The organism is Deinococcus arboris (genome assembly GCF_009755355.1).
Lineage (GTDB): Bacteria > Deinococcota > Deinococci > Deinococcales > Deinococcaceae > Deinococcus > Deinococcus betulae.
Genome location: NZ_WQLB01000001.1, coordinates 202,240 through 227,691, shown reverse-complemented (window position 1 = coordinate 227,691; position 25,452 = coordinate 202,240). Strand labels below are relative to the sequence as shown.

General features: G+C 68.3%; 23 protein-coding genes. 10 read left to right on the top strand and 13 right to left on the bottom strand.

Annotation, left to right across the window (positions count from 1 at the left end):
• The first annotated feature begins 17 nt into the window (after positions 1-17).
• The 6 genes from GO986_RS01075 to GO986_RS01050 are packed head-to-tail and all read left to right on the top strand — an operon-like array spanning position 18 to position 6,598.
• Positions 18-1,445, top strand: coding sequence for a TolC family protein (locus tag GO986_RS01075; protein WP_157457366.1), 1,428 nt, complete (start codon positions 18-20; stop codon positions 1,443-1,445).
• Complete coding sequence (locus GO986_RS01070; RefSeq protein WP_157457365.1) at positions 1,442-2,494, top strand: TolC family protein; 1,053 nt, start codon at positions 1,442-1,444, stop codon at positions 2,492-2,494. Before GO986_RS01075 ends, GO986_RS01070 begins: the two co-directional genes overlap by 4 nt.
• Complete coding sequence (locus GO986_RS01065) at positions 2,491-3,888, top strand: efflux RND transporter periplasmic adaptor subunit (RefSeq protein WP_369409060.1); 1,398 nt, start codon at positions 2,491-2,493, stop codon at positions 3,886-3,888. The genes GO986_RS01070 and GO986_RS01065 overlap by 4 nt, the downstream gene beginning before the upstream one ends.
• Positions 3,885-4,628, top strand: a complete 744-nt coding sequence (locus tag GO986_RS01060; protein WP_369409059.1) for an ABC transporter ATP-binding protein — start codon at positions 3,885-3,887, stop codon at positions 4,626-4,628. Before GO986_RS01065 ends, GO986_RS01060 begins: the two co-directional genes overlap by 4 nt.
• The gene (locus GO986_RS01055) at positions 4,625-5,956 is read left to right on the top strand and encodes an ABC transporter permease (RefSeq protein ID WP_369409058.1); all 1,332 of its coding nucleotides are present in this window, start codon (positions 4,625-4,627) and stop codon (positions 5,954-5,956) included. The genes GO986_RS01060 and GO986_RS01055 overlap by 4 nt, the downstream gene beginning before the upstream one ends.
• Positions 5,957-5,998: 42 nt before the next feature.
• Positions 5,999-6,598: a hypothetical protein gene (locus tag GO986_RS01050; RefSeq protein WP_157457364.1), complete on the top strand. Its 600-nt coding sequence runs from the start codon at positions 5,999-6,001 to the stop codon at positions 6,596-6,598.
• Positions 6,599-7,004: 406 nt separating this feature from the next.
• On the opposite strand, the gene GO986_RS01045 is transcribed toward GO986_RS01050, so the two are convergent.
• The 3 genes from GO986_RS01045 to GO986_RS01035 form a co-directional block, all read right to left on the bottom strand.
• The gene (locus GO986_RS01045; protein ID WP_157457363.1) at positions 7,005-8,606 is read right to left on the bottom strand and encodes an HD domain-containing phosphohydrolase; all 1,602 of its coding nucleotides are present in this window, start codon (positions 8,604-8,606) and stop codon (positions 7,005-7,007) included.
• Positions 8,607-9,122: 516 nt separating this feature from the next.
• Positions 9,123-10,640, bottom strand: coding sequence for a glutamine-hydrolyzing GMP synthase (gene guaA / locus GO986_RS01040; protein WP_157457362.1), 1,518 nt, complete (start codon positions 10,638-10,640; stop codon positions 9,123-9,125).
• A 273-nt stretch (positions 10,641-10,913) separates the two neighbouring features.
• On the bottom strand, positions 10,914-11,804 hold the full coding sequence (locus GO986_RS01035) for an SDR family oxidoreductase (protein ID WP_157457361.1): 891 nt from the start codon (positions 11,802-11,804) through the stop codon (positions 10,914-10,916).
• 116 nt (positions 11,805-11,920) lie between these two features.
• Between GO986_RS01035 and GO986_RS01030 the strand changes: the two genes are divergently transcribed.
• Positions 11,921-12,550 carry a TetR/AcrR family transcriptional regulator gene (locus GO986_RS01030; RefSeq protein ID WP_157457360.1) on the top strand — a complete coding sequence of 210 codons (630 nt, stop codon included), beginning with the start codon at positions 11,921-11,923 and terminating at the stop codon, positions 12,548-12,550.
• A 231-nt stretch (positions 12,551-12,781) separates the two neighbouring features.
• Here the strand turns inward: GO986_RS01030 and GO986_RS01025 are convergent, their stop codons facing one another.
• Entirely contained in the window at positions 12,782-14,401 is a 1,620-nt protein-coding gene (locus tag GO986_RS01025; protein WP_157457359.1) for a protein kinase family protein, read from the bottom strand.
• A 194-nt stretch (positions 14,402-14,595) separates the two neighbouring features.
• Between GO986_RS01025 and GO986_RS01020 the strand changes: the two genes are divergently transcribed.
• From GO986_RS01020 to GO986_RS01010, 3 genes are all read left to right on the top strand, one after another.
• A complete protein-coding gene (locus GO986_RS01020) occupies positions 14,596-15,654 on the top strand; it encodes an Mrp/NBP35 family ATP-binding protein (RefSeq protein WP_157457358.1) in 1,059 nt (352 codons plus the stop codon).
• A 124-nt stretch (positions 15,655-15,778) separates the two neighbouring features.
• Entirely contained in the window at positions 15,779-16,426 is a 648-nt protein-coding gene (locus GO986_RS01015) for a helix-turn-helix transcriptional regulator (protein WP_157457357.1), read from the top strand.
• A 7-nt stretch (positions 16,427-16,433) separates the two neighbouring features.
• The gene (locus tag GO986_RS01010; protein WP_369409057.1) at positions 16,434-17,015 is read left to right on the top strand and encodes a 2'-5' RNA ligase family protein; all 582 of its coding nucleotides are present in this window, start codon (positions 16,434-16,436) and stop codon (positions 17,013-17,015) included.
• 25 nt (positions 17,016-17,040) lie between these two features.
• Here the strand turns inward: GO986_RS01010 and GO986_RS01005 are convergent, their stop codons facing one another.
• From GO986_RS01005 to GO986_RS00965, 9 genes are all read right to left on the bottom strand, one after another.
• The gene (locus GO986_RS01005) at positions 17,041-18,132 is read right to left on the bottom strand and encodes a bifunctional 3-deoxy-7-phosphoheptulonate synthase/chorismate mutase (RefSeq protein WP_157457356.1); all 1,092 of its coding nucleotides are present in this window, start codon (positions 18,130-18,132) and stop codon (positions 17,041-17,043) included.
• A gap of 791 nt (positions 18,133-18,923) precedes the next feature.
• The gene (locus GO986_RS01000; RefSeq protein ID WP_157457355.1) at positions 18,924-19,664 is read right to left on the bottom strand and encodes an ABC transporter ATP-binding protein; all 741 of its coding nucleotides are present in this window, start codon (positions 19,662-19,664) and stop codon (positions 18,924-18,926) included.
• Positions 19,661-20,503, bottom strand: a complete 843-nt coding sequence (locus GO986_RS00995) for an ABC transporter permease subunit (RefSeq protein ID WP_369409056.1) — start codon at positions 20,501-20,503, stop codon at positions 19,661-19,663. The genes GO986_RS01000 and GO986_RS00995 overlap by 4 nt, the downstream gene beginning before the upstream one ends.
• The gene (locus tag GO986_RS00990; protein WP_157457354.1) at positions 20,500-21,471 is read right to left on the bottom strand and encodes an aliphatic sulfonate ABC transporter substrate-binding protein; all 972 of its coding nucleotides are present in this window, start codon (positions 21,469-21,471) and stop codon (positions 20,500-20,502) included. Before GO986_RS00990 ends, GO986_RS00995 begins: the two co-directional genes overlap by 4 nt.
• Positions 21,472-21,582: 111 nt before the next feature.
• Positions 21,583-22,743 carry an LLM class flavin-dependent oxidoreductase gene (locus GO986_RS00985; protein WP_157457353.1) on the bottom strand — a complete coding sequence of 387 codons (1,161 nt, stop codon included), beginning with the start codon at positions 22,741-22,743 and terminating at the stop codon, positions 21,583-21,585.
• Positions 22,744-22,816: 73 nt separating this feature from the next.
• Entirely contained in the window at positions 22,817-23,035 is a 219-nt protein-coding gene (locus GO986_RS00980) for a hypothetical protein (RefSeq protein ID WP_157457352.1), read from the bottom strand.
• 480 nt (positions 23,036-23,515) lie between these two features.
• Positions 23,516-23,929: a globin domain-containing protein gene (locus GO986_RS00975; RefSeq protein ID WP_157457351.1), complete on the bottom strand. Its 414-nt coding sequence runs from the start codon at positions 23,927-23,929 to the stop codon at positions 23,516-23,518.
• A 79-nt stretch (positions 23,930-24,008) separates the two neighbouring features.
• Complete coding sequence (locus GO986_RS00970) at positions 24,009-24,557, bottom strand: hypothetical protein (RefSeq protein ID WP_157457350.1); 549 nt, start codon at positions 24,555-24,557, stop codon at positions 24,009-24,011.
• Positions 24,558-24,677: 120 nt separating this feature from the next.
• Positions 24,678-25,451, bottom strand: a complete 774-nt coding sequence (locus GO986_RS00965; protein ID WP_157457349.1) for a DUF2705 family protein — start codon at positions 25,449-25,451, stop codon at positions 24,678-24,680.
• Between the last annotated feature and the right edge of the window lies 1 nt (position 25,452).

Genomic DNA, 25,452 nt, shown 5'->3' with positions numbered 1-25,452 from the left:
CCGCCACAGTGGGCCGCATGAGTCGCCCTCCACCTTCTCTTCTACTGCTCGGGCTGAGCCTGGCCCTGCTGGGCGGCGCGGCCCAGGCCCAAACAAGCCCCGCCCCGCCCAGTTCAGCCCAGACCAGTGCGGCCCCAATAGACTCCCGCCTCTACACCCTGGCCGACGCCTACGCCGGCCTGGCCCAGGCCCCCAGCGTCACCCGCGCCGCTCTGAGTGTGCAGGTGGCGGCACAGAACCTGGCCGCCTCGCGCGCGGCGCTGGGCCTGACGGTCAACGTGACAGGCAGTGCCAACTACGCCGGGCCCACCAGCACGACTGCTGCCGACGGCACGGCCACGGCGGTGGGCGGCACCCTGAGCGGCAGCGCCGGGGCCAACGTCACTCTGGGGCTGCTGCCCTGGTCGAGTGCCCAGAGTGGGCTCCGCACCGCCGAACGCAGCCTGGCCCAGGCCCAGGCCAATTTGCGTGAAGCCCAGGCTACGACTCGCCTGAACGCGGCTCAGGCGTACTGGACCGCCGCGCTGGCTGGCCAGGACATCACCCTGGCCGGGCGCACCCTGGCGCAGCGGCAGCGGCAACTCACGGTGGTGCAGGCCCAGCAGGCGGCCGGCAACGCCACTGCTGAGACCCTGCTGAGCGCGCAGGCCGGGGTGCAGGCCGCCCAGGCCAGTCTGGCGCAGGCCCAGGCCAGTCTGGACGGTGCCCGCCGCAGCCTGGAGGCGGTGCTGGGAATCCCGCTCGGCGGCGTGACCTTTGCCGGAGACGCACCCGTAGCCGAAGAAGCCCCAGACCTGGCGGCGCTGGTGGCCCGCGCCCGCACGGCGCGCAGCGAGGTCGTGAGCGCGCAAAACGCTCTGGCCAGTGCCCAGGACGCCCTGGCCACCGAGGAGCGCGACACCCGCCTGCCCGACCTGAACGCCAGCGTGGGCTACGGCGGGGCCGGCCTGGGCACGGTGGCCGCGACCCTCAACCTCAAGCAGGGCACCCTGGGCGGCAGTTACACCCTGCCTCTGGGCAGCTCGTCGGGCTCGACTTCGGCGGCCTCGTCGGGCAGCGCGCGGCTGACCGCCAGCATCAGCGGGTCGTACACCATCTTTTCGCCGGCTCAGCAGGCCCAGCGTTCAGCCGCCGCCGCTGCCGTCACCCAGGCGGAACTGGCGCTGACCGTGGCGCAGCAAAACGCCGAACTGGACGTGCGGACCCGCGCCGCCACCCTGCAAACCAACCTGGCCGCCGTGCAAAGCCGCCAGAGCGCCCTGACCCTGGCCGCCCAGAGCCTGGACACCGCCCGCGCCCGCCTGGCCGCTGGTACGGCCACAGCTGACGACGTGGCGAGCGCCGAACTGGCCGTCGCCCAGGCCGAGCGCGACCTGCTCTCGGCCCGCATTACTGCGGCTCTGAGTCAAACCGCGCTCCTGAACGCCGCTGGAGGTTCTCAATGAAATCAGTTCTGCTTGCCCCCACCCGAACCGCCCTCCTGCTGAGCGCCGCCCTGCTGCTGGGCACGGCCGCCGCCCAGAGCGCCGTGGGCCTGGGCAGTGCCGTCACCGCGACCCTAGGCAGCAACGCCGACGTGAGAACCGCTCAGGCCAACCTGGACAAGGCCCAGGCCGCCAGCCGCGCCGCCCAGGCCGATCCCGCCGCGCTGGTGGCGGCCAAGCTGACCGCCAAAAACAGCGAAGCGCAGGCCCAGGCCGCGCTGCGTGGCGCTCGCCTCTCGGCCGTCAGCAGCACCATCAGTGCGTATACGGCCCTGCTGGAAGCGCAGGAGAACGTGGAGGTGCAGACCCTGCAGGTGGCGGTGGACACCAAGGGCGTGCAGGTGGCCCAGGTGAAGCTGAACATCGGCAACGCCACCGCCCTGGACCTCACGAACGCGCAAAATACCCTGGCGAGCAGCGGGCAGAATCTGGCCGATGCCCGCGCGCAGGTGAATCTGGCTGCCGCCCGGCTGGGCACCCTGACGGGTCTGGGCAGCAGCGTGCGCGCCGGCAGCGCCGTTACGGCCCCCAAACTGAGCGCCACCCTGGCCAGCCTGCAAGGCGGCCTGGGGCGCCTGAGCAGTCTGGTCTCGGCCGAGAACGAGGTGGCCAGCGCCACCTTGAGCGTCAAGCTGGCCGACAACGACTTCACTCCGGCACGTACCCTGCAAGACGCCAAGACGGCCCTGGCCAACGCCCAGCGCAGCCAGGACAGCGCCGAGAAAAGTGCCGGACAGACCCTGGCCAGCGCTTACCAGACCGCCCAGAACACCTACGAACTGTTGCAGGTGGCCCTGAGCCGTGAAGCCGCCGCCCAGAAAACCTACACGCAGGATAGCGCCCGCCTGAAAAGCGGCACGGTCAGCGCGGTGGAGGTTCAGGCCACCCAGCTCACGCTGAAAAAGGCCCAGTACAGCCGCCTGCAGGCCCAGAACAACGTTCTAGAAGCCCTGGGCGCCCTGTCGGTGGCGGCCGGGCAGAACCTGACCGGCGTGGGCGGAACGCTGTGACCGTGCAGACCTCGCCCCTGCGCGCGGCCCCGGCGCGCCGCAAGCGCTGGCCCTGGGTGGTGAGTGGCCTGCTGCTGCTGGGCGCCGTGGGCGGCGGCGTGGTCTACACCCGCACCCGCACGGCCAGTGCGGCGGCCACCGCCCAGCCCACGACGACGACGACCCGTGTGGAGGCCGGGGTGCTGCGCCTCTCGGTCAGTGGCCCCGGCACCCTGGAAGCCGCCCAGACCCGCACGGTGGGCGCCGACCTGACGGCCACCGTGGGCGCGGTGCCTGCCGTGGGCGAGCGCGTGACCAAGGGCCAGCTCGTCACGACCCTGCAAAGCGACGCCGTAGAGCAGAATGTGCGCACGGCGCAGCTGAACTTGGACAAGGCCCGCGCCAGTCTGGATGCCACCCGCGCCTCGCAGGCCAGCAGCGTGGCCAGCCGCCAGAGCAGCGTGACCCAAGCCCAGAACAGCCTGACGCAAAGCGCGCAGACCCTGACCGACGCGCAGCGCACGCTGGCCGGGCAGCGGCAACTGGCCGCGATTGGGGCCATCAGTGCTCAGGCGCTTCAGGAGGCGCAGTCGGCGGTGACCAAAGCGCAGCAGAGTGTGGACAGTGCGCGTGCCAGCCTCTCGGCCGCCCAGACGCAGGCGGCGGCGGGCGGCGGCAGCGACACCCAGGCCCTGCGCAGCGCCCAGATTGCCGTGCAGCAGGCGCAGGACACCCTGGACGCGGCGGCGGCCGACCGCGCGGGCCTCAAGGTCTACGCGCCCATCAGCGGCGTGGTCAGTGCCGTGACAGCGGGCGAGGGCACGGTGGTCAACAGCGGCGCGACCATTCTGACTCTGCTGGACGACACCACTCTGAACCTGCCAGTGCAGATTGACGAGACCGAGATTGCGGGGGTGCAGGCTGGCCAGCAGGCCGAGGTGACGCTGGACGCCTTCGAGGACCAGACCTTTCGCGGCGAGGTGGTGCGCGTTTCGCCCGGCGCGACCCAGAGCAGCGGGATCAGCGTGTTTACCGCCACTGTGGAATTAAAAAATCCGGACCGTACCCTGCGCGCCGGCATGACCGCCGAAGCCGAGATTATTCAGAGCGAGGAACGCGGGCTGCTGGTGCCCAGCAAGGCCATTCAGACGGTCCGGAGTCGCAGCTATGTAGAGGTGCCCGCCGCTGAACCCAGCGCCGAACCCGAGCGAGTCCGCGTCACTACCGGCGAGACCGACGGCACGAACACGGTGGTGCTGGACGGCTTGGAGGCGGGTCAGGAGATCGTGGTGCCGGGCAGCGCCTCGTCCAGCCGGAGCAGCGCGGCGGGCAGCACCCGGCAGACGCAGAACAGTGGCTTTGGGGGCGCTGGCGGTGGCCCGCCGGCCGGCGGCTTCCCCGGAGGAGCTCCGTGACCGCCGTGGCCCGGCCGCCCGTCGTGGACATTCAGAGCGTGGGCAAGGTCTATGCGCAGGGCGACGTGGTGTTCGAGGCCCTGAAGGGGGTGAGCGTGCAGATCGGGCAGGGCGAGCTGGTGGCCCTGATGGGGCCGTCGGGCAGTGGGAAAACCACCCTGATGCAGATTATTGGGCTGCTGGACCGCCCCAGCAGCGGCGCCTATCACCTCGCCGGGCGCGACGTGACCACCCTCAGCGAGAACGAGCGCGCCGAGGCCAGAAACGAGGACATCGGCTTCGTGTTTCAGGCGTTTCACCTGCTGCCGCGCCTGAACCTACTGGAAAACGTGGAGGTGCCGCTGACCTACGCCGGCGTGCCTCCCCGCGAGCGGCGCGAGCGGGCGCTGGCCGTGCTGGAGCGGGTCGGCCTGGCCGATAAAGCCCGCAACCTGCCCAGCCAGATCAGCGGCGGGCAAAAGCAGCGGGTGGCGGTGGCGCGCGCCCTGGCGGGTCGGCCCCGGCTGCTGCTGGCCGATGAACCCACCGGCAACCTTGACACCCGCACCGGCGAGGAGGTGATGGCCCTCTTCGGCGACCTGCACGCCGAGGGCACCACGGTGGTGATCGTGACCCACGAGGACGACATCGGCGCCTACGCCGAGCGGGTCATTCGGGTGCGCGACGGCCGGATTGAAAGTGACCGCCGCCAGGTCCCGAAAGTGGCCCACCGGCCGCCAGCCATAGGGAGCGCGCCGTGACGGCCGGCGGCTCCGGGCTGGAGGTCGCCGCGCCGTTGTCCCAGGTCGCAGCGGCCTCGGCCACCCGGCCCCGCCGGGGCGGGATTGGGCTGGGCGGCGCCTTCGTCATCGCGTGGCGGGCCATCGTGGGGACGCCGCTGCGGTCGGTGCTGACCGCGCTGGGCGTCATCATCGGCGTGGCGGCGGTGGTGGCGCTCACCGCCATCGGGCAGGGCAGCACGGCGGGGGTCACGCGCAACCTCGAATCGCTGGGCACCAACCTGCTGACGGTGCAGAGTGCGCGCGGCGGGGGCGGCGGCAGTCTGGTGCGCGGCGGTCCCCGCCAGACCGTGACGGTGGAGGACGCCGAGGTACTGGCCAACAGCTTTGGCGACCGGGTGGTGGGTGTGGCCCCCAGTGTCAACAGCAACGTGCAGGCCAAGCTGGGCAACCTGAACACCCAGGCCAGCGTGCTGGGGACCTGGCCGGCCTACGAAACGGTGCGCAACAGTCCTGTGGAGGCCGGCGCGTACTTCACCGACGCCGACGTGAAGGGCAAGAAGCGGGTGGCGGTCATCGGCGCGCAGGTGCTGACCGACCTGTGGGGCGAAGACGCTTCCCCAGACGCTGCCCTGGGCCAGAAGGTGCGCCTGGGCAGCGTGACCTTCACGGTGGTGGGCGTGTTGCCCGACAAGGGCAACAGCGGCTTTGGCAATGCCAACAGCCAGGTGCTGATTCCTCTGTCCACCTATCTGCAGCGCTTTGCCCGCACGAACAGCACTCGGGGTGAGCCCACCGTGGGCAGCATCTACCTTCAGGCGACCGATGCCAAAGACCTGACCCAGTTGCAGACCGATGTCACCGACCTGCTCAGTGAGCGCCACGAGCAGACGGACCCGGACAACCTCGATTTTCAGGTGCAGAATCAGGCCGACAGCCTGGCCAGCCTCAGTGCCATTACCGGCACCCTGACGCTGCTGGTGGGGGCCATTGCGGGCATCAGTCTGCTGGTGGGCGGCATCGGCATCATGAACATCATGCTGGTGTCCGTCACCGAGCGCACCCGCGAAATCGGCGTGCGCAAGGCCCTGGGGGCGCGGCCCCGCGACATCCTGACGCAGTTTCTGGTTGAAGCCAGCCTGCTGTCGGTCGGCGGTGGTGTGATCGGCATGGCGCTGGGCGTGGGCCTGGCCTTCGCCGGGCAAGGTTTTGGAATCTCGCCGGTCTTCACCCTGACGCCCATGCTGGTGGCGTTTGCTTTCAGCGCCTTCGTGGGGGTGTTTTTTGGCTACTACCCCGCCGCCCGTGCGGCCAAGCTCGACCCCGTGGATTCCCTACGCTACGAGTAAGTTCCCTGTTTGCCCCCAAAAGTCCTTTCCCAGGAGTTGCCTATGAAAAACGTGTTGATGACAGCCGCCGTCATATCCACTTCCTTCGCCGCCGCCCAGACGAGCGGCCAGCCCCAGATGAGCGCCGAGCAGCGCGCCCGCATGACCCAGATGCAGGCCGTGATGGACCTGGCCCAGACGGTGCGCCTGCTGCCCGAACTGGAAAAAAACAAGACCACCGCGCTGACCAAGGCCCAGGCCAAGGTGCTGTTGCCCATCCTGACGACTATTCAGAAGGCGGCCAGTGTCCAGCCCAACGATGCCAAAAAGTACCTGACCCAGATTGAAGACAAGGTGCTGACCAGCAAGCAACTGACGGCCCTGGACACGCTGATGCTGAAAGCCGAGAAAGAGCGGGAAGCCCAGCGCGCTCAGCGGCAGGCGGGCGGGCAAGGGGGCCAGGCGCGGATTCCGGGCGTTCCGGGCGGCTTCTTGCCGGGGCAAGGTCAGGGCCAGCGCCCAGGCGGTCAGGCGGGGCAGGGCACTCAGGCGGCGCGAGGTGGCCAGGCGCAGGGGGGACAGCCCGGTCAGTTCAATCCCTTCAAACAGGGCCGCAGCGCCGACGACCTGAAGAAGTACATCGCGGCGTTGCAGAAGAGGTAAGGAGCAGCTGTTGCAGGGGGCCGCGTGAGGGAAGGCGCGGCCCCTCTGCTGTCCCTATCCGGCTGGGCGCTGCCAGAGTTTCCCATTGAACTGGTTGCTTACAGGAGTCAACCTGCCGGGCCTGATAGGGCCCCCGATTCAACCAGTTGCACGAACGATGGAATCCGAGCTGACTTGGACAGCGGCACAGCAGGCTCGAAGATCTTCGCAGCAGCGCGAGAGGGAGAAAAAGTAGGCTGACGGGCGTGAAGTTGCTACATCGGAACAGAACCGATGTGTTGGCTTGATAGACGAAATCTGTGGGAGAGAGCCACGGCACAGAGAGAAGCAGGATGACACGCGCCGTCAGGCGAGTAGCACGTCAATCTACGTGTGCTGTGCCTTTTGGCCAGCGGGCAACGGCCCTTCAGCTTTCCTGGCTGCTCAGCAGGGCCAGAAAGGTGGCCACGATGCTCGGGTCAAACTGGGTGCCGGCCCGCAGCTGCGCCTGGGCATCGGCGGACGACCAGGCCGGCTTGTAAGGGCGCTCGCTGAGCAGGGCGTCGTAAACGTCCACCACGCTGAACACGCGGGCCAGCAGCGGAATCTGTTCGCCGGCCAGCCCGTCGGGGTAGCCGGCGCCGTCCCAGCGCTCATGGTGAAAGCGAATCACCTCGCGCACCTCGCGCGGCACAAAAACTTCCTCGCGCAGCATCTCGTCACCCAGCACCACATGGCGCTGCATGGCCTGGCGCTCCTGGTCGTCCAGCGGGCCGGGTTTGCGCAGCAGCTGGTCATGGACCCCTACCTTGCCAATGTCGTGCAGATACGCGCCCCAGCGCAGGTGTTGCAGCTGCTGCTCATCCAGCCCCAGGGCCTGCCCCAGCGCCAGGGCCAGGGTGGTGACCCGGTCAGTGTGGCCGTAGGTTTCGTCGTCGCGGCTTTCGAGCACGCGGCCCAGCGCGCGCAGGGCGGCTTCTCTGGTTTGCTGCAAATGCTCCATGCTCGCGCTGCGTTCCAGGGCGTGTTCGATGCGCGCCGCCACCGTTTCCATCAGGGTTTGCAGTTCGGGGGGCAGGGCCACCGGGCGGTGCATGTGAAGCAGAAAGACGACCCCCACCACCTGCCCGCCCTGACGCAGCGGCACTGCCACAGCAGTCTGAACGTGCGTGGCCCCCGGCAGCCGGTCCGGCCAATCCTGATAGTGCTGCACCGCCTGGGGGCGGCCGGACCGCAGCACCTGCCCAATCAGCCCGCTGGGTTCGTGGGGCCGGAGCAGCGCCGCCGCGACCAGTTCCTGCGACTGCTGCTCTCCCTCCTGCACGCTCAGGTGGGCCAGGCCACTGGCGTCCACGGTCACCACGCCGCCGGTGGTAAAGCCGCTCAGGTCCAGCAGGGCGCGCAGGGCGCAGCGCACAATGTCTTCGGGCTGGGTCAGGCCCTCCAGCTGCGCCGACAGCCGCGCCAGCCGCTCGAACTGGCGCGCACTGTGCTGCGCCTGCTCCAGGGCCCGCCAGCGCGTATAGGCCACGCCGGCCGCCTGGCCCAGCAGCAGCATGGCCTGGGCGTCGTCGGGGCCCAGCTGCTCGTCACTTTCAGAGGTATCGGCCGACATGACCCCCAGCACCCGGCCGTCGGGGTCCAGCAGCGGCACCCCCAGGTACATGGCGGCGTGGCGCTGCTCGGACAGGTACACGGCGTCGGCGGCCAGATCAGCGCGTGCGAGCAGCAGCACCTGACCTGAATCCACCACCCGCCAGGACACCCCCTGGCCCCGCTTTAGGCGGCGGCCGACCGCGCCCTCACTCAGGCGGCCTGCTGCCGCCACCAGTTCCAGCTCGTCCTGCTCGGGGCGGTACAGGATGACCAGCGAGGTCGAGGCGCGCGTGATGCTCAGGGCCAGCTGCACGCAGCGCTGGAACACGTCCTGCGCCGACTGCGCCAGCAGCACCACCGCCTGCGCTTCCAGGGCCGGCTTGGGCAGCTGGCTGTACGGCCTGAGGGTCAATGCCGTGTCGCCCTGCGTCACGCGGCGTCCACCCCCTGCACTGCCTGGGGCGTGTCGCCCCTTTGGGTGCGGCCCATGGCCCCAGAGTAGCGCGGCGCCCGGCCTCCTGACTTCACCCGCCAGGGGGCGCCAGTCTCATGAGGCTCAGGCGGCCAGGTTCAAGCAGTCTTTTGCACGGACAGCGGCTGTCAGTGGCGCTCTGAAGCCAGGGGGGCGGGCCTCCACCGCTGTTCCGTGTGGACACACTTTCATCCCAGAGCGCTTGAGTTGCGGCCGTTGGCCGTTCTGGATGCTGCGGTGAGGGATAGCTCCCTCCATTCCACGGAGTCTGCTCGTGGACTTGAAAAGTTGTGTCGCAGTGCGAGTTGGAGCGGACTGGGTTTCGGGCGTGGAGTGTGCAAACCGGCGCTTTCCCAATGTGGCAACGCAACAGACGGAATCCGTATGAGACTGTTGCTTGCACTGCGACTCTCCTTGGTCAATCCTCCCGCTTCTGGAGGCTTCAGAATGACCCTCACCCCTGAAGACCGCTTTGCCTCACTCCCACTCAATCGTGGCGGGTGGCTTGCCGGTGATGTCGTACACCACCCGGTTAATTTCATGCACCTGATTGACGATGCGGTTACTCATGGTCGCCAGGAAGTCATACGGCAGGCGGGCCCACTCGGCCGTCATAAAGTCGTCGGTGGTCACGGCGCGCAGAGCGGCCGTGTAGGAATAGGTGCGTTCGTCCCCCATGACGCCCACCGACTGAATAGGCGTCAGGATGGCCAGCGCCTGAGAACAGCCGTCGTACAGCCCGAACTCCCGCAGGCCCGAGATAAAGATGTCGTCCACCCGGCGCAGGATGTCCAGCTTCTCCTCGCTGATGGCGCCCAGGCAGCGAATGGCCAGGCCGGGACCGGGGAAGGGGTGACGCATGCGGATGTGGTCGGGTAGCCCCAGCAGCCCGGCGATGGCACGCACCTCATCTTTGAACAGGGTGCGGAACGGCTCGACCAGCTTGAACTGGAGGTCGTCCGGCAGGCCGCCCACGTTGTGGTGGCTCTTGATGTTGGCCGCGCCCTCGCCGCCCGCCGACTCGATGACGTCGGGGTAGAGGGTGCCCTGGGCCAGAAAGTCGAACGGGCCGTGGGTGCGGGCTTCGCGCTCGAAGGCCCGAATAAATTCGCGGCCAATAATCTTGCGCTTCTGTTCGGGGTCGGACACGCCGTCCAGGGCCGCCATGAATTCGGTGTGGGCATCAACCGTGATCAGATTCACGCCCAGGGGCTTTAGGGCCGCTTCCACCTGCTCGCGCTCTCCCAGGCGCAGCAGGCCGTGGTCAATAAACACCGCCGTCAGGCGCTCGCCCACCGCGCGGGCCAGCAGCAGGCCCAGCGTGCTGGAATCCACGCCGCCCGAAATGGCCAGCAGCACCCGGCCCTCGCCCACCTGGGCGCGCACGCCCTCCACCAGTTCTTCAACGATGTGTTCGGTGTTCCAGTCGCGGTTAACGCCGCAGATGTCCAGAAAGTTGGCCAGCAGCTGTCCGCCCTTGGGGGTATGCACGACCTCGGGGTGAAATTGCACCCCGTAGCGGCGGGTCTGTGCGTTTTCAATGGCAGTGACGGGGGTGTCCTCGGTCTCGGCCACGACCTCGTAACCCTCGGGCAGCGCTGTCACCGAGTCGCTGTGGCTCATCCAGGCCACGAACTCGCCCTGAATGCCGTCAAAGAGTTGCCCGCCGTAACGGGTCAGGTCGGCCTTGCCGTACTCGCGCTTGCCCGCACGTTTCACGTCGCCGCCGGCCTGCTGGGCCAGGTACTGCATGCCGTAGCACACGCCCAGCACGGGCACGTCCAGGTCCAGCACGCCGCCGGCCGGTTTGGGGGCCGCTGCGTCGTAGACACTGCTGGGCCCGCCCGACAGCACAATCCCCTGCGGGTTCTCCTGCTGCACGCGCTCCAGCGGGGCATTGCCAGGCAGAATCACGCTGTACGCGCCCAGCTCGCGGAACCGCCGGGCAATCAGGCGCGTGAATTGGCTGCCGAAATCCAGAATGACGACGCTCATCGGCCCTGATTGTGTCACGCGGGTCTGGGTGAGGCGTCCGGTCGGGGCAGACGGGTGAAGCGCAGGCCCGACCGCAAGGCCTGCGGCCGCTCTCCACGCCTGATTCGGGGAGGATTCACAACAAAACCCAGCACCATGGAGGGACAATTCCCTTCAGGGTGCTGGGACGAGCGAACTGGCCAAGTTGTGGGGCTACGAGAAAAGCGCAAAGGGGTCAGGAAGTGCAACGCGGCGAGCTGACCTGCTGGGATAGGGGCGTTGAACGCAACAAGCCTACGGGCGGAAATAGTCACCCTGCGCGAGGTCCTCCAGCAGCCCCCGGTGGGTCGGGTGCCAGTTCAGCAGTTCGCGCGTGGCTTGATTGGAGGCCGGCGCGTCCATGCTGAAAAAGGCGCCAATCCAGCCAAAGTGCGCCGCTACCGCCTCGCGGGGCACCGACACTGCCGGCAGGCCCAGGTGCTGACCTATGGTGCTGGCAATCTCCTGTGCAGTCAGGCCTTCTTCGGCCACGCCGTGCAGCACCGAACCGGCGGGGGCCGATTCCAGCGCCAGCCGGAACAGTTGCGCGGCGTCCTGTCGGTGAACGGCGGGCCAGCGGTTCTGGCCGCCGTCCACGTAGCCCGACTGACCCTGTTGCCGCGCCACCTCAATCAGGGTGCGAACGAAGCCGGGGTCACCCAGGTCATGCACGGTGGGGGCCAGCCGAACGACCACCGCGCGCACCCCCTGCGGCGCCAGGGCCAGGGTCTGCTCGGCAGAGCGGGCGCGCAGGTTGCGGGTCAGGTCGGGCTGGTCCTGCTCGGTCACGGTGCAGCCCGGCGCGATGCCCAGAATGCCTGAGGCAATCACCAGCGGCCGGCCGCTGTGCAGGAGGGGGCCACTCAGGGCCGCGATGGCCTGCTGGTCGGCCTGCACCGAGCCGGCAAAATCCGAGAAGTCGTGCTTGAAAGCGAGGTGAATGACGCCGTCGGTCGCCTCGGCCCCGGCCCGGAGGCTGGCCAGGTCGTCCAGCGAGCCGCGCTGCACCTGCGCGCCAGCGGCTTCCAGCGCCTGGGCCGCCGCGTCTGAGCGGGCCAGGCCCAGCACCTGATGCCCGTGGGCCAGCAGCTCGGGCACCACGGCAGAGCCGATAAAGCCAGACGCACCAGTGACGAAAACACGCATGGGAAAACCTCCTAAAGAGAGAAGTGATGTCAGAAACTGACCTCACCCACTCTAGGCTCGTGGGTAAGTGATGTCAATCTCTGACATCACTGGGGTCTGGCGCTATAGTGCGGCGCATGGCCCGCTGGACGCCGGACGCTCGCCGCCGTTTGGCAGAAACGGCGCTGGATCTCTATATCGAGCAGGGCTTTGAACAGACCACAGTCGCCCAGATCGCCGGGCAGGCGGGCCTGACCGAACGCACCTTCTACCGGCACTTTGCAGATAAGCGCGAAGTGCTGTTTGCACGGTCGGCGGTGCTGGAAGCGCGCATGGTTGAGGCCGTGGGGCAGGCGCCGCCGGGCCGCGCGCTGGACCTGCTGGTGGCTGGGCTAGAGGCCGCCGACTCTTTCAACGAGGACAGCCGCCGCTGGTCTCAGCGCCGTCAGCAGGTCATCAGCGCCAACGCGCCGCTGCTGGAACGCGAACTGACCAAACTGAATTCCCTCCGGGCGGGCTTTGCTGGAGCGCTCGTGCAGCGCGGTTTTGCCAGGGGCGCCGCTGCCCTGGCCGCCGAGGTGGGGGTCATCGTGTACCGGCAAGCCTTTGAACTCTGGATAGGCGCGCCCGCCTTCATGGAGTGGAAGGCGGCGATTCGTCAGGCCCGTGCCGAGCTGGAAGCCGTCCTGGCCAGCTCGGCGCCTGATGCTGTGCCCAGCGCGCCCTCCAGTGAAGTTGCTTCGCTGCTGGACAAGCAAGATCTCTGAAAGCAACTCCTGACTGGTCGCAGAAAACCGCTTGACTGAGCCGCTTTGAATGAAAGCGGCTCGCTGAAGAGTCATTCTCGATGTGTTCCAGGGCGGCTATGGGTTCTGCTCACACAGCAGAATCCAAGGCGTTGATGCCTGCGACACTCAACCACGATGCAGAGGAACGAAGTGGCGGCGTGGGCGTCTCTGGCCCGGAGGTAGACCGGCCCGCCGCTGTAAGCTTTCTCCTCAGTCGCTCAGGTCAATGGTCACGGGCTGGCGGCGCGGCACCGTCACGGTCAGGTTGGCCGGGGACCAGCCCGGCGCCACGACCTTAAAGCGGTAGGTGCCGGGCACCGGCAGATGCAGCGTGCCCGGCACCTGGCCCATCTGCTGCCCAGGCGTTAGGCGGGCGGCGTCCGGGGCACTCAGCAGGTTCAGGTTGGCGGCGGTCGCGGCAGCGCCCCGCAGGGTGACGCGCACGTCGCAGCAGCCGCCCAGGGCCGGTGCCAGCGGCGCGGCGGGTTCAGGGCGGTGTGTCATGGCCCACCAGCCGCCCCCCAATACCACCAGGGCGGCCAGCACCGCTGCGGCGCGGCGCGGGCCAAACCATTCGGGCCGCGCCCACTCGGGCATGGCCGGGCGCGTGCGCGGCGGCGGGGCGGGGGCCTCGCGCACCACCCGCCAGGACTCGTCCTCGTCCCAGCCAATGCGGATGGGTTCTCTGGGCAGGCGCCGGGGCAGGCGGGTGTCGGGCCTGGGGGCCAGCGTCCTGGCCGGTTCGGCGGGCGTTGGGCCATCGGCGCCCGGTGCCTCGGGCTGGGGTGGGCGGCGCAACGAGGCCGGCAGGCGCTCCACCGGCCCGGTGGGCACCGGTCTGGACGCTGGCGGCGCGGCTTCGGTGGGCGTCCAGCCGGGCAGATCGTCGGCAAAGCCAATCTGAATAGGAGCGGGCGGCGCGGCCGGAGGCGGCCCCTCGGCCTGTCGCTGCCGCGTTCGGCGCTCGGCGGCGGCCTGGGCGTCCAGGATGGCCTGGGCGCGCCGTTCCTCGTTCTGGCGGCGGCGGCGCTCCTGGGGCGTTTCCGGGCCGGTGGGCGTGGGTGCTGCCGGGGCCGGCGTGGCGGCCCCCTCGGCCACCGGGTCACCCAGCACAATCGGCGTGCCATCGTGTGGGGCCGCCGAATGGTCAGTGGGGCTGACCGGCGCGGGCGTGCCCCGCTCGGTGTCAAGCGGCTTGGCTGAGACGGAGCTGGGCCTTGTCGGTTCAGGTGTGGTGGAAGCAGAGGGTGGCGGGGGCGCCTCTGGAAGCCGCTGGGGCGCCGCTGAGTCACCAGTCAGGGCGGCCAGCGCCTGCGCGGCGCTGAGGGTGCCGGGCTGGGTCACCAGGGCACGCAGGCGGGCGGGCAGGCCGCCCAGTTCGTCCAGAATCACGGCCAGGGCGTATAGGTCGTCAGCGGGCCGGGCGTCGCCGCCCCAGGGCAGGCCCGCGCCCGCCAGCAGGACGTGGCCGTCCACGCTCCAGAGCTGAGAGCGGCTGAGGCCCCCATGAACCAGGCCGCGGGTGTGCAGGGCCTCCAGGGCGCTCAGGGCGCCGCGCGCGGTCAGTTCGGGGTCGCTGGCGGGCCGGGCCTGAAGCGGCAACTCGGTCACCAGGTACGCCTCGCCGCTGCTCTGGCCGCTGTCCAGGGCCGGTAGCAGGTGGGGATGCGGCGGCAGGTCAGGCCACCCTCCTGGCCACTCAGGGCCGCTCAGCACATGCAGCAGCACCGGCATGCCGGTCAGGCGGTCGGTGGCGCGCAGGGTCCGCACCGGGCTGCTGGGGCGCCCCGGCAGTTCCCGCGCCGCCACGTACGGGCCAAGAGCGTTCATGATGACCCCGGCCGTGGATTGGGTAGGCCGGCGACCTGCCGGTTCTGGTCCACACCCGATGAAATGTGAATCACGCGCCCAGTATAAGGACGTAGTCACGCGGGGCGCGAGGCGGGGGCGGCCGGGACCGCCGCGCCGCTACTGTAAGCGCGTGGCTTGCCACCCCCTCAGACTTGCGCTACTAATGGCCCCATATGCGTGACGCCGTCCTGAGCGCCCTGAGCACCGTGAATGACCCCGAACTGCACCGCGACCTCGTGTCGCTGGGCATGATCGAGTCGGTGCAGATCGAAGCCGGGGCGGTGCAGGTCAAGGTGAACCTGACCACGCCCGCCTGCCCCCTGAAAGGGCAGATCGAATCGGATGTCCGGGCGGCGGTGCTGACGGTGCCGGGTGTGCAGACCGTGGACGTGACCTTTGGCGCCACCGTGCGCGCCGCGCAGCCGGCCCTGCCCGGCGTCAAGCATGTGGTGCTGGTGGGCAGCGGCAAGGGCGGCGTGGGCAAAAGCAGCGTGGCCGTTAACCTGGCCGCCAGCCTGGCGCGTGACGGCGCGCGGGTGGGCCTGCTGGACGCCGACGTGTACGGCCCCAGCGTGGCGCACATGATGGGCCAGAGTGCCGCGCGCGTCACCGCCAACGCCGAGCGCAAGATGCAGCCCCTGCTGGCCCACGGCGTTCACTTCATCTCGATGGCCAACCTCTCGCCCGCTGGGCAGGCGCTGGTGTGGCGCGGGCCGATGCTGCACTCGGCCGTCCAGCAGTTCGTCAAGGACGCGGCCTGGGGCGAGCTGGACTACCTGATCGTGGACCTGCCACCCGGCACCGGCGACGTGCAACTGTCGCTGACCCAGACCATTCAGGTGACGGGCGCGGTGCTGGTCACGACCCCGCAGGATGTGGCCCTGATTGACGCCTCGCGCGCCCTGGATATGTTCCGCAAGGCCAGCGTGCCGGTGCTGGGCGTCATTGAAAACATGAGTTACTTCGTGGCCCCCGACACCGGGCACACCTACGACCTGTTCGGCCGGGGCGGCAGCCGCAAGCTGGGCGACTACACCCTGCTGGGCGAGGTGCCGCTGGAAGTCTCGGTGCGCCAGGACGCCGACGCCGGGACCCCGGCCGTGCTGGCTCATCCCGACAGCCCCGCCGCCCTGGCGCTGCAACACGCCGCGCGCACCCTGGCGGGGCAGATCAGCGTGCGGGCCGATCACCGCGCCCTGGCCGACCTGCCCGGGCAATTGACTGTCGTATGACGGCCGTTCCGTGCCCCTCCCGAACAGGCGCGAGTGCCAGCCTTCTCCGGCCAGCACGTCGGCGGCTGAGCCCCGCTCTGCCTGGACTGAAACCTGAAGGGTGCGGGCTCCGGCCGGAGGGGCCATGACCGCCACCCTCACCCTGCCTCCCCCGGCCAGCACCGAGCGCACCAAGACCCGGCTGCTGGAACTGGTCAAGCGCCACGGCCCGCAAACCGCGCAGGACCTGGCCGCCCGGCTGGAGGTCAGTATTCCGGCGGCGCGGCGTCATCTGTGCGACCTGCAAGACCAGGGGCTTCTAGAATCGCGTACCGAGCGGCCCGGCGGGCGCGGCCGGCCCCAGCACGTGTTCGCCCTGACTGACCGGGGCGAGGCGGCCTTTCCCAAAACCTATTCCAGCCTCTGCGTGGACGTGCTGCGGCACATTGAGGCCCTCTACGGCGCCGGCGCGGTGCTGGAGGTGCTGGGCGCCCGCAACACCGAGATCGCCGGGCGGCTGCGCCCGGAACTGCCTGCGGCGGCGCCGCTGGGCGAGCGCGTGCAGACCCTGGTGGCCCACCTCACCGAGCACGGCTTTGATGCGGCGGCTTACGAGATTGACGGACAGTGGCACCTGATTCAGCACAACTGCCCCAACCTGACCGTCGCCCGGCAGTACGCGCAGCTCTGCGCCGCCGAGAGCACGCTGTACGCCGAACTGCTGGGCGTACCCGTGGCGCGTGACACCCGGATAGCCTGTGGGCAGGGCACTTGCCATTACCGGATAGGCTGAGGCCACCGTGAGCGACTCTGCCGCGCCCTGGTCCCAGGCTGACCACGCCCGCTATTCCCTGGTGGCGTGGCCGCCCGAAGCGCTGGACACCTGGCTGCGCCGCCTACAACTGCGGCTGAATGTGCGCGGCTTTGGCCTGCCGCACCTGAATCTGCGCGCGCCTTTTCACACCACCCTCAGTTCCCCCGACCTGGTGGCGGCCTGCCGGGGGGTGCTGCGTGGGCAGGAAGCCCTGACGGTGCAGGTGCTGGGCTGGAAACGGGTGCCCAGCATGTTTTTTCTGGAATGTGCCCTGGGCGACGACCTGCACGCCCTGCATGAACGCACCCTGAGCATTGGGCCGTCCAGTCAGGCCAGGCACGACGGGGCTGCCTACCGCCCTCACCTCACCCTGGCGCTGGGCGTGTTGCCCTGGGCCGAGGAAGAATTGTGGGCCGAGATAGAGGGCCTGACGCCGCCTCTAAACAGCTTCCGGGTCGAGGCCCTGAGCCTCACGCGCGAGTGGCGCGGCGAGGTGCAGGAGCTGCACACCTTCCCCCTGGTGGGCGCTGGACTGCCCTTGCCCCAGAAAGAAGCCGCGCCCAGCTAAGCGGGCGCGGCTCTGGTGCTGGGCGTTACACCGAAACGGGCTGTTTGAGCTGAGCGCTCAAGGCGCCAATGAAGCGGTCATAACCAGCGAAGTCCAGCTGCTGCTCGTTGTCGGACAGGGCGGTGGCGGGGCTGGGGTGAACCTCCACATGAATGCCGTCGGCGCCGACCGCCAGCGCGGCCTTGGCCAGCGGAATCAGCAGGTCGCGGCGCCCGGCGGCGTGGGTGACGTCCACGATGACCGGCAGGTGCGTTTCCTGCTTGGCCAGGGCCACGGCGCTGAGATCCAGGGTGTTGCGCGTCCATTTCTCGTAGGTGCGGATGCCGCGCTCGCACAGGATGACTTCGGGGTTGCCTTCCGAGAGGATGTACTCGGCGGCGTACAGCCACTCTTCGATGGTGGCCGACAGCCCGCGCTTGAGCAGCACCGGGCGCCGGGCGCGGCCCACCTCGCGCAGCAGGGCGAAGTTGTGCATGTTGCGCGCGCCCACCTGCAGGATGTCGGCGTGTTCGGCCACGATCTCGACGTCGCGGGTGTCCATCACTTCAGTGATAAACAGCATGCCCTGCTCTTTGGCCACGCGGCTGCCCAGAATCAGGCCGTCTACGCCCATGCCCTGAAAGCCGTAAGGGCTGGTGCGCGGCTTGTAGGCGCCGCCGCGCAGAATCTTGATGCCCTTGCCCGCCAGGAAGGCGGCGGTCTGTTCCATCTGCTCCTCGGATTCGATGGAGCAGGGCCCCGCGATAATGATGGGCGGCGCGTCGCCGCCAATCCGCACGCCGTCAATGTCCAGCACGGTGTCGTCGCTCTTGACCTTGCGGGACACCAAGAGCTGCTTCTTGTCGTTGCTTTCCTCAAGGTCCAGGCTGGCCTTGAAGATCTCCTTGAAGATGGCCTTGACAGCGGCGGTGGTGAACGGCCCCTCGTTCAGGGCTTCAAGCTCCTTGAGCTGCTGCTCCTCGCGGGCAGGGTCGTAGTGGTTGGGGCGGCCTTCCTGGGTCTTGGCGTGGCCAATCTGGGCCACCACGGCGCCGCGCTGCGAGAGCAGGCGCAGCAGGTCGCGGTTAATCTGGTCTACCTCGCTGCGGAGGTCTTCGATGGTGCGGGGCTGGGTCATGCTGCGCAGTGTAGAAAGCGGGTCTGGGCTGCGCCGGAACCCTGCTAGTCAATTGTTAAGAGTTGTCCAGGTCCGGTCAAACTGGCTTGATGGGCTTCTAAATGCGCTACTAGGCGGGGTGAATGTCAACCGGTTCGTCTCCTGGCAAATGAAAAGTGAAAGGTGCCAAGCGGACAGCGTCGTCCTGGTTTGCTCGTCTCTTCAGGCCCCCAGAGTCAGACTGACCGGCACGACCTCGAACAGATCTGCATTCGGCGTGAATAGACAGGTAAGGGGTGCGCGGGTGAGGCCACCAGGCGCGTGTTGCAACTGCAGGACGCCCGTGAGGGTCCAGCTGCCTTCACGAAAGCGGGCCGGTTGTGTGAAGACCACCTGGCGAATGTCGGCCCGCCGAACTGCCAGCGTAGCCAGACTGATGCATGCCTTGCGGGCCACTAGGGGCGTCCAGCCCTGCAGGCGAGAAGGGGGAACCTGCCCGTATCCCAGCGTCAACGCCGAGAAAAGGCCGAGCACCAGGAGGCAGGTGGCTTGACACCGCGTGGGTAGAGGGCAAGCTGACAGACGGAGATGAGGCCTGTTTGAGACGGATGGCGCCTGGTTCCTTCCTCACTGGGGAAAGCGCCGACGTAACTGGGCCACACCCTGAGCCCGCTCTGCTTTCGCTCGCCCTCTTGTAGAGGTGCCTATGGCTGCAGCGCCAATCCCAAGTCCGCCTTTGGTTTGCGTCTATAGATAAAGCCACCTCCTGCCGTTCTGAGCGGTCAGGAGATGGCCTCTTGAAGAAATGCCGTTTAGTGCAGTCTTTCCTCCAGCGATAAGCGGAGAGGCTCCAGTTCGGCGCGTATTCGGGGCCGCGGCGCCGTCACCCGCAGGTCATCGGCCAGCACGCCGCCGCTCAGCAGCAGCACCCGGTCCGCCAGTTTCAGAGCCTCGTCCAGATCGTGGGTCACCAGTAGAGTGGTGGCGGCGGTGTCGTCCAGCAGGGTGTCCAGCAACCTGTGCATCTCGGCGCGGGTCAGGGCGTCCAGGGCGCCGAACGGCTCGTCCAGCAGCAGTAGCGCTGGGCGGTGGGCCAGGGCGCGTGCTAGGGCCACCCGTTGCCGCTGCCCGCCCGAGAGTTCGTGCGGGTAGGTCCGCGCCCGGTCGGCCAGCCCGACGCCGTTCAGGGCGGTGCGGGCGTGGTGCCGGTCCTGTGGCCCCAGACCCAGCGAGACGTTGTCCAGAGCGCCCAGCCAGGGCAACAGGCGGTCTTCTTGAAACATGACCCGGACGCGGGCGTCGCCGTGGGGGTGATCCAGCCGAAGCTCGCCGCTGCTGATGGGGGTCAGGCCTGCCAGGGCGCGCAGCAGGGTCGTCTTACCCCCGCCGCTGGCGCCCACCAGGGCCACCCGCTCGCCGGGCGCGATGTCCAGGGACAGGTCGCGCAGCACCGTCTGCTGGCCGTACTGCACGCTCAGGCCCCGAATGTGCACGCTGGCGCCGCGTGCGGGCAAAACGGGAACAGGTGGCGGAAGAATCTGCACGGCGGTCATGCGACCATCTGCCAGGGCAACAGGCGCCGTTCCAGCCCGCGCACCAGCGCGTCGGCCGCCTTGCCAATAAGTGCGTAGATGACGATGGCCAGCACGATCACATCGGTGCGGAAGAACTCGCGGGCGTCCATCGCCAGAAAGCCGATACCGCTGCTGGCCCCAAAGGACTCTCCGACCACCAGCGCCAGCCAGGAAATCCCCAGGGCGTAGCGCAGGCCCACCAGGACGCTGGGCAGGGCACCCGGCAGCGTCACGCGGCGAAAAGTTTCCAGTGGCCCTAGGCCGTACACGCCCGCCATCTCCTTCAGGCGCGGATCAATGCTGCGCACCCCGTGCAGGGTGTTCAGGTACACCGGAAAGAAGGTGGCCAGCGCAATCAGAAAGACCTTGCCGCTCTCGCCCACGCCAAACCACAGGATGACCAGCGGAATCAGGGCGAGATTGGGCACCGTGCGCACCATCTGAAAGGTGGTGTCCAGCAGCAGATTGGCGGCCCGGAAGGTGCCGGTCAGAATGCCGAAGGTAAAGCCCAGCCCGGCGCCCACCAGCACGCCCAGCCCGGCGCGCTGAAGGCTGATCAGAAAGTGCCCCCACAGGTCTCCGCTGCGCGCCAGTTCCCAGAAGGCCCCGACCACGGCGCTGGGGGCAGGCAGGACGCGGGCATTGAGCCACCCCACCTGGGCTGCCAGTTGCCAGAAGGCCACCAGCAGGGCAGGCACCAGCCAACGCACCCACTCGCCGTTGGGGAGTGTCCGTGCAGGCCGGGCGCGTTTGGCCGCTGGTGGCACGGCGGCCTGGCCCCGCCGCACCTGGGTCAGGGTGCCCCGGAGTCCGGTCACTTCAGCCCCAGAGTGGCCAGCGCCGATTTGAACGCGGGCAGCGTCACGTAACTTTGGGTGCTGAAAGTGACAGCGCGCGGCAAGACTCCTGCTTCCTGAAAGGCGCCGGCCAGGGTCCGCAGCGGCGCGAGATCCGCCGCGCGGAAGGGCCGGATGTTAAAGGGCACGCCTTTGGGCACGGTGACGGCCAGCACGCTCTTGGGAATGCCCAGTTCGTCGCTGAACTGCGCAATCACCTCATTCTGGTTGCGGTTGGCCCAGTCGGCAGTGGCTTCCAGTTCGGCCAGCAGCACCTGCAGGGCCCGCTTTTTCTCGGCGTTGGCCAGCACGGCGCTGGGGGCCAGGTGATAGCTGTCCCCGCGCCCCAGGCCGGTGTGGTCACGCAGCACGCGGGCCTCTGTGCCCTGCAGGGCGGTGGTCAGGAACGGGTCCCAGATGGCCCAGGCGTCAATGCTGCCGCTTTCAAAGGCCGGGCGGGCGTCGGGGGGCAGCAGGGGCACCACGGTCACGTCCTTAAACGTGAGCCCAGCGCTTTTCAGGACGCTGTATAAGAAGGCGTGGGCGCTGGAGCCGCGCGCCACCCCAATCCGTTTGCCTTTCAGGTCGCTGGCCTTCTGGATGCTGGAAGTCTTGGGCACGATGACGGCCTCGGTGTCGTCCGACCGGTTGACGCTGACGCCCACATATTTCAGGTCAGCGCCGCCGGCCAGCGCAAAGACGCCCGGCGCGTTGCCCACGCTGCCAAAGTCCACCGCGCCAGCGTTGGCGGCTTCTAAGAGGGGCGGCCCAGCAGTAAACAGCACCCACTTGAAGTTAATGCCCTGCACGGCGTACTTATCCAGCGTACCGCGCGCTTTCAGGATGTTGGGAATGCCGCCTTTCTGGTAGCCGATGGTAAAGGTGACAGCGCTGGCGTGGCCCAGCAGCAGGGCGGAAAGGGTCAGGGCCAGTGGACGGATTCGGGTCATGTGAAGGCTCCTAAAAGGTTGAGGCGAGGTCGCCAGGCCGCAGGGGAGAAGGCGGCCCAGCCGGGGATGGGTGGTTGAGGTTGTGCCTTCGGGGCGCTGAGCCCCTCGTTCTCAGATGCTGCGGAAGCGTCCCACCGTCTCGGGGGCCTGGGCGGCGTTCAGGGTGGGGGTGGATGTGTGGCTCAGCACCTGACCGTCGCGTGGGGTAAACACGGGGCTGGTGCGGCCCAGCGCCGGGAACAGCAGTTCGGCCACGCGGTAGGCTTCTTCCAGATGCGGGTAGCCGCTGAGGATAAAGGTCTCGACGCCCACGTCCTGGTATTCACGCAGGGCGGCGGCCACGTTCTCCGGGTTGCCTACGAACGCCGTGCCGGCGCCGCCGCGCAGCAGGCCCACGCCCGCCCACAGGTTCTTGCCCACCCGCAGGCTCTCGCGGGTGCCGCCGTTCAGCGCGCTCTGACGGCGCTGCCCCTCAGAGCCGCTGTGCAGGAAAGCCTGGTGCGCCTGGGTAATCTGTTCGTCGCTGACCCCAGCGATCAGTTCGTCGGCAGCGGCCCAGGCTTCATCCTCGGTGGGACGCACAATGATGTGGGCCCGCAGGCCAAAGCGCACGGTGCGGTCATGCAGCGCGGCCTCGCGGCGCACGGCCTCGAACTTCTCGGCCACCTGCTCGGGCCGCTCGCCCCAGCTGAGGTACACGTCCACATGCTCGCCGGCCACCGCCAGCGCCGGCTGGCTGCTGCCGCCGAAGAAGATCGGCGGGTAAGGCCGCTGCACACTGGGCAGCAGGGAGCGGCCTTCATGCACCTGGACCTGCGCGCCTTCATGCGTCACGGTTTCGCCGCGCAGCAGGCGGCGGAAGACCCCCAGCCACTCGTGGGTCAGGGCGTAGCGTTCTTCTTGCGAGAGCTTCAAGCCCTCGAAATCAAAGTTCCCGCTGCCCGAGACGATGTTCAGGTTAATTCGTCCGTTGGTAATCCGGTCCAGCGACGCTGTCAGCCGGGCTGCCAGCACCGGCGAAAAGAGGCCGGGGCGCAGCGCCACCAGAAAGCGCAGTTGCCGGGTCAGGGCCGACAGAGCGCTGGCCAGAATGACGGTGTCTTCATTGGTGCCGCCTGTGGGCAGCAGCACGCCGTCAAAGCCCAGGGTGTCGGCGGCCTGGGCCACCTGCGTCAGGTAGGAGAAGTGCGCGGGGCGGCTGGGCTGACCCAGTTGCCGGCCGTCGCCGCCGGAAGGAATGAACCAGTACAGGTTGGGGCTGGGGTGCGTCATAGCAGACCTCGGAAGGGGTGTGAGGAGTCGTCTGAACCTCAAGAGTGAGGTCAGTTCAGGGCGGGCCGTCTGGTCAGGCGACTCGGGCCGTAACGGTGTTGATCGGCGCTTCGGCTGGCAGAGCAACGCGTGTCACGCTGGCGCGGCCAGTCAGGTACAGCTGGGCCACCGCCTGGGCGCCGTAGATGCGCTCGAAGATCAGAACATTCCAGTCCAGCGTGCCGTGAGGCGAGGTCACGAGCAGGGTGTCAAGGGTGCCGGGCTTCCAGCGGACGTGCAGGGTCTCGGTCATGGGCAGCTCCTGGGAAGGATGTGGGGGAAAACCGGAGCGGGGAGCGCGCAGCGTGTGGGGCAGGCGCGGCGTGTCAGCTCGGGCGACATCGGTGGTGCATAGATTGTCCTTTCAGGGGAGCGCGCTGGGCGCTCGTCCTATCGGTCCCTCAGTCGGGCAGGCGTGGAGCACCGGGGAGAGGTGCTACGAGGCAGCGGTCAACAACAGCGCGCGGGCCCTGGACAGGCGCGGAAGGCTGAGTTGAGGTGGGGCTGCGTCATAGATCTCCTGGTTGCTGCGGCGTCATCGGGCCTGTTCCCTCGGCCGCTCTGGATAGTGACCCTCTTCAGGGTTGAGGTCACCTTAGAGTAGATGACAAATCTTGTCAACTAAAGGGGCGAGGCTGACCCAGACAGGCATGGCCAGCGGTGGTGCCGGCACGGGTGCCTTTTTGTTTCAGGAATCAGCCCTTGCTTCTCTGCCGTCACCAGGCCACTGGAGTCACGTTTCGCTCTGGTCTTCCGGGGTGTTTACCATATGCACGGCCACCCGCGAGAGCGCCATGTGCAGCTCGCGCGCGTCGGCTTCGGCAATCTCGGGGGTGGCGCGCAGCGCGGCGTTCATGCAGGCCAGCCAGGCCCGCGCCCGCGCTGGCGTAATAGGAAAAGGCAGGTGCCGGGCGCGCAGGCGGGGGTGCCCGTAGCGCTCGTGGTACAGCGGCGGCCCGCCCAGAAAACCACTTAAAAAAGCCAGCTGTTTTTCGGCGGTTTCTGTCAGGTCAGCTGGAAAGAGAGGCGCCAGCGCCGGGTCGGCGGCCACCAGGGCGTAAAAGCGGGTGACCAGCTGGTCCAGTGCTGCTGGCCCAATGCGGTCATACAGGCTGCCGCCCGTGGTCAGCGAAAGGGGAGCCGTCATGGCGGGCAGGCTAGCGCGGTGGGGCGCCTACCTACAGGGACAGAGGCCACAGCGGCGCCCCACCGCGCAAACTGAACCCCTACTTGATGACAGCGTTCGCCGGCAGGATGTACACCGTCTCCAGGCCCCAGGGCTGCGGCTTGGCTGGAAACTGCGCCGTGCGCCACACCACGTAATTGCCCACATCTGCGGCGGTCAGCAGACTTGTCTTGTAGGGCACGTCGGACCACCCCACGGCTTCTGGGGCGTCGGCGTCCCGCACGGCAATCAGGCCGCCCTGGCCCAGCACGTCGCTCAGCTTGGCGGTCGGCGCGTAGCCGTCGCGGCACCAGAACAGGATCTGCGCGCCGCTCTGGGCCAGGGTCTCTATGTTCGGAATACGGGCCTTGAGAAAAGCGTCCAGGTCGTAGGCCTGCACATTCAGGTCACGCCCATACAGGTAGTCGGCCGCAATGGTCACGGTCTCGGCCGGCACGCCTGTGGCGCGCAGGGCGGTGTCGGTGACGTTGGCACGGGCCAGAGCCGCCACCTTGAACACAGCGATTTGCTGGGCTTTGGTGGGGGCAGCGGCCGCAGACACCGCATTCAGGGTCAACAGCGAGAAGATCAGCAGGACAGGAAGACGCATAGGGGAAACCTCCGGCAGAGCAGTGAGTAGATTCGGCGCGCACTGTAGCGCAGCCCGGCCCGGCGTGAGGACAAAAAAATCGGCGCCCCACTTGAGGGCGCCCAGACTTACCAGGAGTCTTTATACGTCGCGGCGGTCAAACGCGAAGATGCTCATCAGGCCAAAGCCCGCCGTGTAGATCAGGAGCAGCACCAGCGGCTGCAAAATGTCGCCCTGCTGCACGTATAGATTCAGGTGGCTGGTGAGCAGAATGCGCTGAACCGCGTCGGGCAGCACCACCAGCAGCCGCATGACAATCAGTGCGGCGAAGGTGGCCAGCGCGGCCGCTGCCGTGCTCAGGTACAGCACGCCAAACAGCAGCGACAGGGCCGCCACCGGCATCAGCACCACGCCGGCCAGGAGGCTGCCGCGCAGCACCTCGGCAAAGGCGGCGTCGCTGCTCAGCTGGCCGACGCCCACAAACAGGCCCGGCCCCAGCCCGGTGCCACCTGCAAAACTGCCAAAGCCCAGCGGAATGCCGGCCAGCAGCGAGCCCACCACTGTGGTCAGAATCAGCAGAAAGGGGTAGCTCAGGGCCACAATCAGCTTGCTGGCAATGACCTTGGTGCGGTCCACCGGGCGCAGCAGCAGGGGCGCCAGGGTGCCCTGCGCGACCTCTGACCCAATCATCTCGGCGACGGTCACGGCAATAAACAGAGGCAGCAGATACCCGATGGTCACGCCGATGCTGACCGCCGGCAGCTGCCAGCCACTTGTTAGTTTCACCTGAATCAATTCGTCCAGGCGGGGGGCAAAGGCCCACAGCAGCGGGAGCAAAAAGGTCACCAGCAGGGCCAGCCGGGCGCTGCGGGCGCCGAAGAGCTTGCGGAATTCCAGGCTCAGCAGGGTCAGCATG